Annotated in this window: 17 protein-coding genes and 1 tRNA gene; 7 read left to right on the forward strand and 11 right to left on the reverse strand. The window is 32.9% G+C overall.

The annotated features are described in order from the left end of the window. The first annotated feature begins 83 nt into the window (after positions 1–83). Both rpoN and QZ260_RS00945 read left to right on the forward strand, forming a co-directional pair. Positions 84–1,547 carry an RNA polymerase factor sigma-54 gene (rpoN, locus tag QZ260_RS00940; RefSeq protein WP_295981731.1) on the forward strand — a complete coding sequence of 488 codons (1,464 nt, stop codon included), beginning with the start codon at positions 84–86 and terminating at the stop codon, positions 1,545–1,547. Continuing rightward, positions 1,547–2,152 (forward strand): hypothetical protein, encoded by a 606-nt coding sequence (locus tag QZ260_RS00945; protein WP_295981733.1) that lies wholly within the window; start codon positions 1,547–1,549, stop codon positions 2,150–2,152. Before rpoN ends, QZ260_RS00945 begins: the two co-directional genes overlap by 1 nt. On the opposite strand, the gene QZ260_RS00950 is transcribed toward QZ260_RS00945, so the two are convergent. The 8 genes from QZ260_RS00950 to QZ260_RS00985 all read right to left on the reverse strand — a co-directional run bounded on the left by QZ260_RS00950 (position 2,147) and on the right by QZ260_RS00985 (position 7,307). Next, the gene (locus QZ260_RS00950) at positions 2,147–2,839 is read right to left on the reverse strand and encodes a porin family protein (protein ID WP_295981735.1); all 693 of its coding nucleotides are present in this window, start codon (positions 2,837–2,839) and stop codon (positions 2,147–2,149) included. The genes QZ260_RS00945 and QZ260_RS00950 overlap by 6 nt on opposite strands. 126 nt (positions 2,840–2,965) lie before the next feature. Next, positions 2,966–3,442 (reverse strand): biopolymer transporter ExbD, encoded by a 477-nt coding sequence (locus QZ260_RS00955; protein ID WP_271560353.1) that lies wholly within the window; start codon positions 3,440–3,442, stop codon positions 2,966–2,968. 23 nt (positions 3,443–3,465) lie between these two features. Continuing rightward, entirely contained in the window at positions 3,466–4,053 is a 588-nt protein-coding gene (locus tag QZ260_RS00960) for a biopolymer transporter ExbD (RefSeq protein ID WP_271560352.1), read from the reverse strand. Between the two features lie 3 nt (positions 4,054–4,056). Then, entirely contained in the window at positions 4,057–4,488 is a 432-nt protein-coding gene (locus tag QZ260_RS00965; RefSeq protein WP_271560350.1) for a hypothetical protein, read from the reverse strand. 23 nt (positions 4,489–4,511) lie between these two features. Next, positions 4,512–5,279, reverse strand: coding sequence for a MotA/TolQ/ExbB proton channel family protein (locus tag QZ260_RS00970; protein WP_271560348.1), 768 nt, complete (start codon positions 5,277–5,279; stop codon positions 4,512–4,514). A 72-nt stretch (positions 5,280–5,351) separates the two neighbouring features. Then, positions 5,352–5,439, reverse strand: a tRNA-Ser gene (locus QZ260_RS00975). A gap of 65 nt (positions 5,440–5,504) precedes the next feature. Next, positions 5,505–6,536 (reverse strand): asparaginase, encoded by a 1,032-nt coding sequence (locus tag QZ260_RS00980; protein WP_295981740.1) that lies wholly within the window; start codon positions 6,534–6,536, stop codon positions 5,505–5,507. A 3-nt stretch (positions 6,537–6,539) separates the two neighbouring features. Then, positions 6,540–7,307, reverse strand: a complete 768-nt coding sequence (locus QZ260_RS00985; RefSeq protein WP_295981742.1) for a TatD family hydrolase — start codon at positions 7,305–7,307, stop codon at positions 6,540–6,542. A 75-nt stretch (positions 7,308–7,382) separates the two neighbouring features. Here QZ260_RS00985 and QZ260_RS00990 point away from each other — a divergent pair, with 75 nt between their 5' ends. After that, a complete protein-coding gene (locus QZ260_RS00990; RefSeq protein ID WP_295981745.1) occupies positions 7,383–7,823 on the forward strand; it encodes a retropepsin-like aspartic protease in 441 nt (146 codons plus the stop codon). Positions 7,824–7,910: 87 nt separating this feature from the next. Beyond that, a complete protein-coding gene (locus tag QZ260_RS00995; protein ID WP_295981747.1) occupies positions 7,911–8,087 on the forward strand; it encodes a helix-turn-helix transcriptional regulator in 177 nt (58 codons plus the stop codon). 531 nt (positions 8,088–8,618) lie between these two features. On the opposite strand, the gene odhB is transcribed toward QZ260_RS00995, so the two are convergent. Together odhB and QZ260_RS01005 are read right to left on the reverse strand one after the other, a co-directional pair. Beyond that, complete coding sequence (gene odhB, locus QZ260_RS01000; protein ID WP_295981749.1) at positions 8,619–9,830, reverse strand: 2-oxoglutarate dehydrogenase complex dihydrolipoyllysine-residue succinyltransferase; 1,212 nt, start codon at positions 9,828–9,830, stop codon at positions 8,619–8,621. A gap of 44 nt (positions 9,831–9,874) precedes the next feature. After that, positions 9,875–12,613 carry a 2-oxoglutarate dehydrogenase E1 component gene (locus QZ260_RS01005; RefSeq protein WP_295981751.1) on the reverse strand — a complete coding sequence of 913 codons (2,739 nt, stop codon included), beginning with the start codon at positions 12,611–12,613 and terminating at the stop codon, positions 9,875–9,877. 154 nt (positions 12,614–12,767) lie between these two features. On the opposite strand from QZ260_RS01005, the gene QZ260_RS01010 reads away from it, so the two are divergent. Beyond that, on the forward strand, positions 12,768–13,298 hold the full coding sequence (locus QZ260_RS01010; RefSeq protein ID WP_295981752.1) for an alpha-ketoglutarate decarboxylase: 531 nt from the start codon (positions 12,768–12,770) through the stop codon (positions 13,296–13,298). Here the strand turns inward: QZ260_RS01010 and QZ260_RS01015 are convergent. Next, positions 13,295–13,726 carry an Rrf2 family transcriptional regulator gene (locus QZ260_RS01015; protein ID WP_295981754.1) on the reverse strand — a complete coding sequence of 144 codons (432 nt, stop codon included), beginning with the start codon at positions 13,724–13,726 and terminating at the stop codon, positions 13,295–13,297. The two genes, QZ260_RS01010 and QZ260_RS01015, sit on opposite strands and share 4 nt — an antisense overlap. Positions 13,727–13,842: 116 nt before the next feature. Between QZ260_RS01015 and QZ260_RS01020 the strand changes: the two genes are divergently transcribed. Further along, complete coding sequence (locus tag QZ260_RS01020; protein WP_295981757.1) at positions 13,843–14,340, forward strand: cytochrome c; 498 nt, start codon at positions 13,843–13,845, stop codon at positions 14,338–14,340. A 38-nt stretch (positions 14,341–14,378) separates the two neighbouring features. After that, positions 14,379–14,954 carry a fasciclin domain-containing protein gene (locus tag QZ260_RS01025; protein ID WP_295981759.1) on the forward strand — a complete coding sequence of 192 codons (576 nt, stop codon included), beginning with the start codon at positions 14,379–14,381 and terminating at the stop codon, positions 14,952–14,954. Positions 14,955–14,981 lie beyond the last annotated feature (27 nt).

The raw sequence follows: 14,981 nt of genomic DNA on the forward strand, positions 1-14,981 counted from the left end.
AATATAAAGAAAAGTGAATCTTGGTACGACTTTGGTACACTAATCCCTTTTTATATCTTTGAGAAACAATCTGAATAAACCGCATGCTTAAACAATATTTACAATTTAAATTATCACAAAAACTGTCGCCGCAGCAAATTCAATTAATGAAATTGATACAGTTGCCTACACAAGCTTTTGAGCAACGTTTAAAGCAAGAACTAGAGGAAAACCCTGCATTAGAAGGTGGTAAAGAAGAGAGTCAAGGAGACGACTTAGATTCGGATTTTGATAATTCTACTGACGACTATGATGACAACGAATCAATAAACACAGAAGACATTAACGTTGATGAGTATTTAAGTGATGATGAAATCCCAGATTACAGAACGCAAGTCAATAATTACAGTAGTGATGATGAAGAAAAAACAATGCCTTATGCAGCGGGAACCTCATTTACGCAACATTTAAAAAATCAATTAAACACGTATCGACTTTCTGATGAAGAACGCGATATTGCTGAGTTTTTAGTTGGGAGTGTTGATGAAAGCGGTTATATAAGACGAGAACTAAGCGATATTATGGACGATTTGGCCTTTACACAAAACGTTTATACTACTGAAGAACAAATTGAAAACGTTTTAAAAATAGTACATCAACTAGACCCCGGAGGAGTTGGTGCAAGAAATCTACAAGAGTGTTTAAGTATTCAATTACATAGAAAAGAAAAAACAGCAGACACAGAATTAGCTGTTAATATTATTGATAATGCCTTTGATCAATTTACAAAAAAGCATTACAAAAAGTTACTTCATAAATTTAATATTACTGAAATTCAGTTAAAAGATGCCATATCTGAAATTGAGCATTTAAACCCCAAACCAGGAGGCTCTTATGCTGGAAATAACAGAATTGTAGAACATGTTGTACCAGATTTTGCAATTAAGATTGTTGATGGTGAATTAGAGTTAACACTAAACGGAAGAAACGCACCAGAGCTACATGTTTCCAGAGAATACAATAATATGCTCAAGGGCTATAAAGATGCCAAAGACAAGTCGAAATCACAAAAAGATGCGGTAATCTTTATTAAACAAAAACTGGATGCTGCCAAATGGTTTATTGAAGCTATAAAACAACGTCAGCAAACTTTATTTGTAACCATGAGCGCCATAATGCATTACCAAAAAGAATATTTTCTTTCTGGTGATGAACGCAATTTAAGGCCTATGATTCTTAAAGATATTGCAGATGAAATAAATATGGACGTCTCCACGGTTTCAAGAGTTGCAAACAGTAAATATGTTGACACACCATATGGTACGAAGTTGATCAAAGAATTCTTTTCTGAATCGATGAAAAATGATAAGGGAGAAGACGTTTCTACAAGAGAAATAAAGAAGATTCTAGAGACTGTTATCGAAGAAGAAAATAAGAAAAAGCCTTTAACCGACGAGAATTTAGCTTCTATCTTAAAAGAAAAAGGGTATCCTATAGCCAGACGTACTGTTGCAAAATATAGAGAACAATTAGACATTCCTGTAGCACGTTTACGTAAAAAAATATAATGGATAAACTATTAAAGAGTATTTCATATGTTTTCCATCCTTTAATAATGCCTTTATTGGGCGTCATTTTCTACTTTTCAAAATCACCTCGTTACATTCCATTTGATATTATTCAAGCAAAAATGGTGTCTCTTTTTATATTAACTGTTATACTTCCTATTTTGCTGTATTTGTTATTAAAAACAGTTGGAGTAGTTAATACCATTAACCTTGAAACAACTAAAGAGCGTATTTATCCTTTATTACTTAATGGCATTGTTATATTAATAGTTTTGCAACGTATTTTAACACCAACTCAGGCCATTGAGCTTTACTTTTTCTTTGTGGGGATTCTTATATCTAACATGGCCTGTTTATTACTTGTTATCATGAAGTTTAAAGCAAGTATTCACATGATAGCTGTTTCTGGAGTATTTATGTTTTTCATAGCCCTTAGTATTCACTTTAGCATTAATATAAATGGAACACTCGCTTTAATGTGTATAATAATGGGAGCTATTGCCACATCCAGATTACATTTAAAAGCACATACTTATAAAGAGTTAATTTTAGGAGTTTTTATAGGGTTAATGCCCCAACTCATACTAGTTAGCTATTGGTTATAATATGTAGAACATTAGTCCTATTTTAATAGCATGGGCATCTAAGTTCTCGCCATTTATTTTCGCATTCTCGGAGAATATTGAATTTAAAGCATAATATACGTGAATGTTCCAAGTGTTATATCCGGCACTTAGCGTAAGTCCATATTGAAACTTGTTAAAATCGGTGTTATCGGTATATTTAATGCGTCCCAAATCACCTTCATATTTTGAATTAGCTGCTATGGTATAACCAAACTTAAATCCTGTATATATACGCCAAAAATTGTAATCAGTGGGTGTTGATGACCGCCACCTAAACTCTATGGGTATTTCTATTAAATGAATTGAAAATTTATTTTTTGAGTACGTTTGCCTATCCTCTATAATGCTGTACTCAAATACATTTGCGTTATTTTTATTAATAAAAAGGTCTTGATTAAATGAATTTGTTGAATAACCCAAACCGATGCCTATGGCAATATTTCTATCTTTATTAATAGGCATATCTTTAATGAACCCTAAATGGAAACCTAATGAAAAACCACTCTGATTAAGTTTTTCAGGTTTTCTCCCTAATAAGTTATAGGTGACACCTGCATAAAATTGATCTTCTTTATAAAGTGAATCAACTTCTTTAACCGTATTCTCTTGAGTATAACAAAAAGAAATACTTGATAAACAAAACAAGACAAAAAAAAGATATCTCATCTAAGACTACTATTACGAGAGTTATTATATCACCTCACAATACTAATTAAAATTGTGAAGTATCCAAAAAAATTAAAGGCGCTTTGAGATTTCAAAGCGCCTTTATATAAAATTAAGAATATAAAATTAATCTCTTCCAAACACACTACCCTTTTTGGTTGTGTAGTTTAATTTAAGCGCATTAACTTTACGTAGTTCTTGCTTTATATCACCAATTAATCCCATATTGGCATCACCATCAACCTTTAAGGCTGTAGTTAAAAATGGAATTAACTCTTCACGCTTGGAAGCGCGCTCCTGGGCAATAAAAGCAGCAATATCTTTTACACTAGCAAAGTCATCATTAAGCTGTATTCTAGCTTCTGTACCATACTGTTTGTAATTTTGACTCGGTTGACCTGCGTATATATACATTACCAAATCTTTTTTGTCAAGTTTCTCAACTTGATCGGCGAAAGGTAAATTATTTGCAATTTTTAAGGTGTTTTGCCTCATCACTGTGGCAACCATAAAAAAGAACAATAACATAAATACGATATCAGGCAATGATGCTGTATTAACCGCTGGCAGATCGCCACTTTTTTTCTTATTAAATTTAGACATATCTATAAATGTTCAATTTTAATCTATTGTACTTCTGAAAGCTTTTGAGGATAATCAACCTTTATTTGATCAATTTTCTCTTTAAGCTTGACTTTATTCCCTGGCCAATTTACATCCTTATAATTAGCTTCCATTTCTGTAAATGGCATACCATATTCGGCTTCGGCTCTAACATCTCTTAACTCATTATATGCAGCAACCAATTCATTTTGAACTGCAATGTATGTTTTATAAGATGTTTCTCGTTCGTTCTTTAAAGAAATAATAGCTTTATCAGGATTATCTGAAGATGAAGGGTCTTTTTTACCTTGACAGTAATTACATGATCCGTCTCCACCATTATCCAAAAACTCTCTGGCTGCTTCTCTTAAATCTTTCAGTTCCATTATATTATCTTCTACAAGTAATTGATCTTTACCATTTAATAAAACCGTAAAGATGTTCTTTTGCTTGATAATAACATCTTCGTCAGAGTCTTCCATAGGAGGAAGTTTTCTGTTAATACCAGAATCTGTTTCGATAGTTGTTGTTACTAAAAAGAATATTAATAATAAGAAAGCAATGTCGGCCATGGAGCCTGCATTTACTTCTGGTGCTGCTCTTTTTGCCATAATTTATTTATTAAACATTTTTTTAACTCCACCAAAAAGCATAGAGCCGATTGCAACTACAGCAAGAATGTAAAAAGCATTTAATCCTGCTCCTACATTTTTTGATATCGATTCCGTAATTCCCAATCCTTTATCATTAAAAGGTTGTAAATCTAAATCTGAACCTGATGATATAAAATAAGATATGATGATTACCGCTGCAAATGCACCAACTGTCATTAAAGTCTTTTTAATATCTCCAGCAAACAATCCTTTGATTACAAATAATAAAACTAACAGAAGCACTATGCTTAATACTGCATAAGCTATCAATAGCATATTACCGCTCATACTTAGAGCTGTATCTTCATCTCCCGCGATAATTATTAGTGCAACAATGGCACCAATAATAGCTAGGGCAAAAGCTACTATTTTTAAAATTTTATGTAAACCCATAATTCTTTTATTTAATTATATTATTATTTCTTGTTTCTAATTAATAGATCCATTAACGTGATAGAAGCATCTTCCATATCGTTAACAATGCTATCAATTTTAGCAATAATATAATTGTAAAAAATTTGAAGTATGATGGCTACTACTAAACCAAATACCGTTGTTAAAAGTGCTACTTTAATACCACCAGCAACAAGTGATGGTTGCATATCTCCGGCAGCCTCAATTTTATCAAATGCTTGAATCATACCAATTACCGTTCCCATGAAACCAAGCATTGGTGCAAGTGCGATAAATAACGAAATCCAAGATACATTTTTCTCTAGTTGACCCATTTGAACACCACCGTAAGCTACGACAGCTTTCTCAGCAGCATCTAAACCTTCATCTGTTCTATCTAAACCCTGATAGTAAATGGATGCGATAGGTCCTTTTGTATTTCTACAAACTTCTTTAGCAGCTTCAACACCACCTGAAGATAAAGCATCCTCAACATCTTGAGTTAATTTCTTAGTGTTTGTAGTTGATAAGTTTAAAAAGATAATTCTCTCTATAGCAATTGCCAATCCTAGAATTAAACATAATAATACAATACCCATAAAGCCTGGTCCCCCCTCAATAAATCTCTTTTTTAATTCTTGATGAAATCCAAGTTCTTCAGCGGGTGCGTCATCTTGTGTCATTGTTGTAACTGTTGTTACAGATGTACTAGCGTTAGCAATTGTAGTTGCATTAGCAGTTCCGAATGCCACCATTACTGTTATGGCAAGGATAGAAAATAATCTTTTCATGTTTCGATCTTAATTTTATTAGTTAAAGGGTTAAAGATATAAAAAAAAAGTAATTAAAAATAAAAAAAACAGCAGAGAGGAAGGGATTCGAACCCTCGATACGCTATTAACGCATACACGCTTTCCAAGCGTGCGCCTTAAGCCACTCGGCCACCTCTCTAAATTTAATTACCGGGGTTCAAATAACAAAAAAAACTTTGAAGACTAAAATTTTAAGAGTTAATTTTAAGTCATTTCTCCACGCAAAGGAGCTTCATATATGGTTTTGAAGGTGTTACCAGAAATATTTTGTCCCAACATATACATCAATTTAGCGACAGCAGCTTCTGTAGTGATGTCTTTTCCGGAGATTACACCAATTTTTAGCAAGGTACTGCTCGTTTCATAATGCCCCATCATAACACTTCCACCAGAACATTGCGTAATATTTATAATATGTATGCCTTGTGATATGGTTATTTTTAAAATATCAATAAACCATTTTTCGGTAGTACAATTTCCTGCACCATACGTTTCAAGAATAACTGCTTTTAAATTTGCACTATTAAGCACACTTTCTATAACTGCCTTAGAAATACCTGGAAATAATTTTAAAATTGCAATATTCTCATCTAAATTTTTATTAACCTTAAGTTTCTTTCTAAGATTTGGTTTAAATAAATATTCATAATTAATCTTTAGATGCACTCCAGATTCAGCTAAATCGGGATAATTCAAGGAAGCGAACGCCTGAAAATGTTCTGCATTAAGTTTGATTGTCCGGTTACCTCTGTATAATTTATATTCAAAATACAAACATACTTCCTTAATTGCGGGCTTACCTTTATATTGCATTGAAGCCACTTGAATAGATGTGATTAAATTTTCTTTAGCATCTGTGCGTAAATCACCAATAGGTAATTGAGACCCGGTAAATATCACAGGTTTTGCTAAATTTTCCAGCATAAAACTTAAAGCCGATGCAGTATAACTCATGGTATCACTTCCATGTAATACTACAAAACCGTCAAACTTGTTATAATTAGTTTCAATTATTTCGGCAATTCGCACCCAATACTCTGGTTTCATATTGCTCGAATCTATTGGTTTTTTAAAAGTTACTGTATCTATATTACAATCTAAAAGTTGCAATTCTGGAATTCTGTCTAAAAGGTTTTTAAAATTAAAGGCTTTTAAAGAGCCCGTTTTAAAATCTTTTACCATCCCAATGGTTCCACCTGTATATATAAGGAGTATACTTGTTTTAGATTTAATCATGATTTAAATTTTAAAAACATCTATTGAGTTTTGAGTCGTTATTTCTGCAATGTCCTCTTGAGAAATATTATATATATCTGATAGCTTTTCTAAAACCTTCAATATATAACTGCTTTCATTACGTTTACCTCTGTAGGGCACAGGAGCCAAATAAGGTGCATCCGTCTCTAAAACGATATGATTTACATTTATTTGATTTAGAAACTGGTCTATTTTTCCATTTTTGAAAGTTGACACACCACCTATTCCTAATTTCATGTTATAAGAAATGGCTTGACGTGCTTGTTCAAGAGTTCCTGTAAAACAATGAAAAATCCCAAATAAATCATCACTTTTTTCGGCTTCTAAAACTTCAAAAATGACATCAAAAGCCTCCCTACAATGAATAACAATTGGGAGTTTATATTGCTTCGCTAATTGAATTTGATGTTTAAATGCTTTTTTCTGAATATCTAAGGTTGATTTATCCCAATACAAATCAATTCCAATTTCACCTACTGCATAAAATTTTCGTTTTGCGAGCATGTCCTCCACATGTTTAAGCTCTTTTCTATAACCATCTTTAACATGTGTTGGATGCAAACCCATCATTAAGAAAACATGTTCAGGATAATCTTTTTCAAGCTGAAACATTGAATCTGTATATGTAGAATCTATAGCTGGAATAAAAAACCTAGAAACACCTTGTTCAATAGCACGATTAATCATTTCATTTCTATCCTCATCAAAAGCTTCGCTATATAAATGTGTGTGGGTATCTGTAATAATCAAAGTCAAAATTTTATGTTATACCATTCTGTAAAAATAATCGTTTTTACATGATTATATTTGTTTAAAACTAATTACATGGAAACGCTGCAACAATTTCTTGAGCAAAAAGGCTATACCAAGGTAAAATTACACCTCACCAAAACAAATCATTTTGAAATAAAAGCCACCATAAATGGAAAAAAGGGATTGTTTATTTTAGATACAGGAGCATCAAGTTCTTGTGTCGGGTTTGAAGCTATTGAAACATTTAAACTTAAAGCAGAAGACTCCTTAATTAAAGCTGCAGGGGCCGGAGCTATTGATATGGAGACTAAAACATCAAATAAAAATAAAGTTAAAATTGGAAAGTGGACCAACAATAAAGTTGTTTTAGTTTTATTTAATCTAACTCATGTAAATACTGCGCTTGTTAATCATAACTCAAAACCTGTTGACGGCATTATTGGTGCAGATATTTTAAAAAAAGCAAAAGGGGTTATAGATTATGAAAAGAAGTATCTATATTTAAAATTATAAATTAATAGTAATTTAAACGGCTCTCTAAATCTAAATGAAACATCTATTGTTAAATTTAAACCAGAAATCGCCATTCTTGACTTAAGAATGCCATACAGAGCTGAATTAAAAATTGTTAAGCTGATTTCACAAAATAAAACAAGTCAAGATATTGCTGATGAATTATCAATTTCTGTTAGAACTGTAGATAAACATCGCAGTAATATTATACATAAACTTAAATTAGAGAATAAAGCTACCTCCCTTTCTATTTGGGCTACTTAAAATAAGGATTTTTTGTAATACTGACCATTGAAATTATAAAATACGTAGAAGTACGTATTTCCTATATCACTTAAACAGTTTATCTTTACAATGCTATTAATTAGTTCTTAGGGAGAATTAGGAAAGCTCTAAATTGTAATGATTTAGAGCTTTCGTTTTGTATATAACTTTCTTTCACAACAAAGAAGCCTCAAAAATATGCAGAAGTGCGTATTTTTTTTCTCCTTAATACATACTAGATTTACAGTTGCTATTAATTAATTCTTTTGAGAGAGAATTTTTTAGTTACTCTGCACTATAATGGTGATGAGTTTTTTAAATTTAATCCAATACTTAAAAACTCAAAATGAGAAAAGAGGATAATACTTTTAATAAATATTTATTTATAGGATTAACCATTCTAGTTGTAATAGTTATCACTATTAATGTTACTGTATATTTTATATAGCTCGACTTGGTGCGTTAGGCCTTGACTAAAAAAGGGTGTTGCACAAATAATGCAACACCCTTTTTTATAAAGTTTTATTAAAACTAAAGCTCTAGAGCTTTTTTAACACCATTATTCATTAATAATTCAACTGGATTTTCTAAAGCTTCCTTAACAGCTACTAAAAAACCGACACTTTCTTTTCCATCAATAATTCTATGATCATATGATAATGCTACGAACATAATTGGTCTTATCTCAACCTTACCGTCAATAGCAACCGGGCGTTCAACTATGTTATGCATTCCTAAAATTCCACTTTGTGGTGGATTGATTATTGGTGTAGATAACATACTTCCAAAAACCCCTCCGTTTGTGATAGTAAATGTTCCTCCAGTCATTTCGTCAACCGTAATTTGACCATCTCTTGCACGAATTGCTAAACGTTTAACTTCAGATTCAACACCTCTAAAACTTAAGTTTTCAGCATTTCTAATTACTGGAACCATTAATCCTTTTGGCCCAGAAACGGCAATACTTATATCACAAAAGTCATATGACAACATTTCTTTTCCATCCAGCATGGAGTTTACTGCTGGATACATCTCTAAAGCTCTAACTACGGCCAAAGTGAAGAAACTCATAAACCCTAGACTAACACCATGTTTTGCTTTAAAAGTTTCTTTGTATTCTGAACGTAATGCAAAAATAGGCGACATATCAACCTCGTTAAACGTAGTTAACATGGCTGTTGTGTTTTTCACCTCTACTAAACGCTCTGCTACTTTACGACGCAGCATAGACATTTTACTTCTTGAAGCACCTCTGCTTCCTCCTGCAGGTGTTCCCATAGATGGTACTGCATTTACAGCATCATCTTTAGTCACCCTTCCATCTTTACCTGTTCCAGAAATAGAGCTAGAATCCATGCCTTTTTCAGCTAAAATCTTTTTAGCAGCCGGACTCGCAGAACCAGTTGCATAGGTTTTAGTTTCAACAGCTACTACTTTAGGTGCTTCAGCCTTAGGTGCTTCTTCTTTCAATCCTTCTTTTGGAGCTTCATCACCTGCAGGCTTTTCAGCACTAGTATCAATTAAACATACTACTGCACCAACCTCTACAGCATCACCTTCTTCCGCTTTAAGGGTTATAATTCCACTGACTTCAGCTGGCAATTCTAGAGTTGCTTTATCACTATCTACCTCAGCAATTGCTTGGTCTTTTTCAACATAATCTCCATCTTCAACTAACCATGCTGCTATTTCTACCTCTGTAATAGATTCCCCTGGCGAAGGCACTTTCATTTCTAAAATCATTCTTTATAATTTTAATTGTATATCAATTAGATTCTCTTTTTCTTTTAATTTTTAAACACTTCATCAATAACGCGACGTTGTCTTCTTTTGTCCCTAGTGCTTGATCCTGGCGCAGGTACTGAACTATATGGTCGAGATGCAACTTCTAATTTAACCAAATCCATACGTTGTACCATATGGCTCCAAGCTCCCATGTTCTTTGGTTCTTCTTGTGCCCATATATAATTCTCAACATTTGGGTACCGGTTAATGACTTCTTGAATTCTTTCCAAATGCAAAGGAAATAGTTGTTCTATTCTTACTAAAGCCACATCGTTCCTTTCCAACAATTCTCTTTCGGCTAGTAAATCGTAATAAAACTTACCTGTACAAAAAACTAACTTCTTTACATGTTTTGAATCGATTATATCATCGATAACCTCTTCAAAATTACCATTAGCTAATTCATTTATTGATGAAGTGGCTTTAGGGTGACGCAATAAACTCTTAGGTGTAAAAACTATTAAAGGTTTTCTAAAATCGCGTTTCATTTGACGTCGTAATATATGAAAGATGCTAGCAGGTGTAGTACAATCTGCAACAATCATATTATCATTCCCACATAACTGCAAATAGCGTTCTATTCTTGCAGATGAATGCTCAGACCCTTGTCCTTCATATCCATGTGGTAATAATACAACAATACCGTTTTGTGATTTCCATTTATCTTCTGCTGCTGATAAGTATTGATCAAAAATAATTTGAGCACCATTACTAAAGTCTCCAAATTGAGCTTCCCAAATAGTTAAGGTATTAGGATTGGCCATAGCATATCCATAGTCGAATCCAAGAACACCATATTCTGATAAAAAGGAATTATAAATATCCATTTTACCTTTATTTTCTGGATTGGTGTTTAAGAGATTGATTCGTTCTTCAGATATTTCATCACGTAAAATAGCATGTCTGTGGCTAAACGTTCCGCGTTCTACGTCTTGACCTGAAATGCGCACATTAAATCCTTCTTCAAGTAAACTTCCGTAAGCTAATGTTTCAGCCATTCCCCAATCTAGTGTATCGGATTCAAAAACCATTTTTGCACGACCATCCAAAATCCTTACGGCTTTACGCAAAAACTTAACACCTTTTGGTACGGTTGAAACTATTTTAGATATATTTTCCAATTTACCTTTTGTGTAAGACGTATTTTCTACTTCAAGCATGTCTTCTAAACTTCCGCGCTCAAAATCTGTCCAACGCTCTTGCATAAACTCTCTAACTTTAGAAGACTTTACTTGTTTAGATTTCTCATATTCACGTTCTAAAGTGGCTTTGAAATCTAAAACAATTTTATCTAAATATGCCTTATCAATTGTATTCTCAGCAATTAATTTATCTGAATATATTTTAAATGGATTAGCGTGTTTAGCTATTTCCTTATATAATTTTGGTTGTGTAAAACGAGGCTCATCACCTTCGTTATGTCCATACTTTCTATAACCCAATAAATCAATATAAACATCTTTTTTGTATCGCATTCTATACTCTAAGGCCATTTCCACCGCGTGAACAACTGCTTCAGCGTCATCGGCGTTAACATGCAATACTGGCGATAAGGTTACTTTAGCAACATCGGTACAATAGGTACTTGAACGGGCATCTAAATAATTAGTTGTAAAGCCTATTTGATTATTTACAACGATATGAATAGTTCCTCCCGTTTTATAACCATTCAATTGGCTCATTTGTGCCACTTCATAAGCAATTCCTTGTCCAGCAATAGCAGCATCCCCATGCACAATTATTGGTAAAATTTTAGAATCATCACCACCATAATCAGCATCAATTTTTGCTCGAGTAATACCCTCGGCTACAGGAGCAACAGTTTCTAAATGAGATGGATTTGGAACCAAATTCATTTTAATGCTTTTTCCGTTTTGATAGGTTTTATCCAAAGTCAATCCTAAATGATACTTTACATCACCATCAATGCTTTCGTCTTCAAAATCTTTACCATCAAATTCGCTAAAAAGTTCATTTACTGGTTTTCTAAAAATATTTACAAGTGTACTTAAACGCCCTCTATGTGCCATTCCTAAAACACATTCTTTAACACCAAATTTTTCAACGGCATAAAAAAGTACGTTGCTAATAGCTGGAATTAAAGATTCTCCCCCTTCTAACGAAAATCGCTTTTGACCCACATATTTAGTTTGCAAAAAGTTTTCGAACGTAACCGCGTGATTTAGTTTTGAAAGAATATATTTTTTAGTTTCAACTGAAAAATTAGGCTGATTATCATTTTTGTTTAATTGCTCTTGCCACCACTTTATAACCTCAGGATTACGCAAATACATATATTCCATTCCAATAGAACTGCAATAAATATTTTCTAAATGCGTAATGATTTGACGTAAGGTTTTAGCGCCGATTCCTAATATTTCTCCCGCATTAAAAACGGTATCTAAATCACTTTCAGAAAGATCAAAATTACTAATCTCTAAAGTTGGGGAATAGCTTCTTCGCTCTCTAACAGGATTCGTTTTTGTAAACAAATGCCCCCGCATTCTGTATCCATCAATAAGCCTTACAATATTGAATTCTTTTTGAACTTGTTCTGGTATTTCGGTTGAAACACTTTCAATAAACTCGCCATCTAAACCGGAATTCTCACTACCAAAATCATACCCTTGAAAAAAGGCTCTCCAACTTGGTTCTACCGCATCTGGGTTCTGTAGATATTGCTCGTATAAATCAGCAAAATATGCTGTATGTGCTGCATTTAAAAATGAAAATTTATCCATTGCTATTTTTAATCCCGTGTAGGTTAGTCAAAATGTTTTTCAAAAATACAACTTTTACCAAAATTACATGTTTCTTTAACTATATTTATGGCCTATATCACATATTTAACGAATTCACTTTTACTTGTTAAGTTTTTAACTATCACTCATTCTCATGAATTTAATTCTATCAATTAATAAAAAAACAGCGCTTATTTTAATTATAATCTCTTGTTGCTTTCAAAATATCAAAGCTCAAGAAATCAAAAGCAATTTCTGGAATCATGTGCGCTTTGGTGGCGGACTAGGGTTAAACTTTGGAGACAACTTTTTCAGTGCAACTGTTGCACCTAGTGGCATTTATGAATTTGACAAAAACGTTTCACTTGGTTTGGGGCTAAATGCCACTTTTAACAATCAAAAAAGTTTTTACAAATCAACTATTTTGGGAGGAAGTTTAATTGGGCTTTATAATCCAATTCAAGGCCTACAACTTTCAGCAGAATTTGAACAACTTAATGTTAATAGACGCTACAATGGTAATTTGAATATTACTGATGATAATTACTGGATACCGGCTTTATATCTGGGTGCAGGTTACCGAAATGGCAATGTCACTTTTGGAATTAGATATGACGTTTTATATGACGATGAAAAAAGCATCTATGCTGACGCTTGGGCGCCTTTTGTTAGATTCTATTTTTAGAGCGGAAGAAAAGATGCTCCTAATTTAACTTCTTTTACAACATCTTTAATAGTCTTAGATCTTAAACTTTTTAATATTTGACTTTTTGAATCGCTTAAGGCAAAATGTAAAGGACAGGGTTTCTCTTCATTACATTTTTCTAAACTCATCATACAAGAATTTAGCTTATCCTCACCATCTATTACATTTACAATACTCATGATTGAATGCCCCAAATTGGTTTCATTTAAATAAAAGCCTCCTTTTGGGCCTCTAACAGAAGTCACTATTTCCGCTTTAACCAATTCTTGCAATAATTTGGCAATATAAGCTTGCGGAACATTAGTAGGTTTAGCAATATCCTTAACTATAACTTTATTTTCTTCACTACTGTGTATCGCTAAAAACAATACAGCCTTAATAGCATATTTTGATGATTTCGAGAGCATCAATTAATATTTTAAATTAAGTACAAATTAAAAAAGATATTTTCATCTTAAATATGATTTTTATCATACTATTTTCTGTGAATACACCATAATTTTGCTTCATAAAATTAATACTTATGACAAAAGCACTAAACATTGTAACGGGATTATTTGTATTACTGCTAATTAGTTGCGGTGGTAAAGAAGAAAAAAAGAAGGAAGGGTTCTCTTATGAAAAAAAGGAAGCCACAGAAAAAGTTGTAAAAAAAGCTGAAACTATTCCAGCTTCAAAAAGAGTAGACTTATCCAATAAAGGTATTGGCCCTATTACATCTATGGCTTTAAACGCAGAGATAGATCAGACCATGGTAACTCACGGTGCTGATGTATTTAAAAAAATGTGTACAGCTTGCCACAGAACTAATAAAAAATTCATTGGCCCTCCACCAGCAGGGATCTTTGAACGTAGATCTCCAGAATGGGTTATGAATATGATTTTAAACCCCGACGAGATGGTTAAAAAAGACCCATTAGCAAAAGAATTACTTATGGAGTTTAATGGATCACCAATGGCAAATCAAAACTTATCAGAAGAAGATGCCAGAGCTGTATTAGAATATTTTAGAACATTATAATAACGGGAACAACTAAAACCAACTAAAAACCAAGATAGATGAAAACACTTAAACAAATTTTTATATGCGTATTCTGCTTATTAGCATTTGCTGCGTGCAAAAACGAAACCCAAGATGCTTCAACGAACTCATTGTTTACAGAGGCTGAAACCACGGCAAATAAAAAAACGGGGCAGGCATTTATTACAGACGATGAAAGTACACCAACAGTATTAAGCATAGCCATTGGCTCTCCAGACCATACTACTTTGGTTGCAGCTGTGCAAGCAGCATCTCTAGAAAACGCTTTAGTAAATGCTGGACCTTTAATGGTATTTGCACCTACTAATGATGCCTTTGCAGCTTTACCAGAAGGTACCGTCGAAAATTTATTGAAACCAGAAAACAAAGATGCTCTAGCTAATATTTTAAAGTATCATGTTACTCCTGGAAACTATTCTAAAGACTTTTTAAAGAAATTTAAAAAACTAGGTCAGGCCAACAACCAATATGTAAAAATTGATGTTGTAGATGGTGAACCTATGATTGGAGGCGCAAAAATACTTGGAAGTGTAAAAGCTGGAAATGGAATAGTTCATGTCATCGATAAAGTTCTATTACCACCAACTGAATAATATAAACACTAATTAAAACTATACTAA

This window comes from uncultured Algibacter sp. (assembly GCF_905480415.1).
GTDB lineage: Bacteria > Bacteroidota > Bacteroidia > Flavobacteriales > Flavobacteriaceae > Algibacter_B.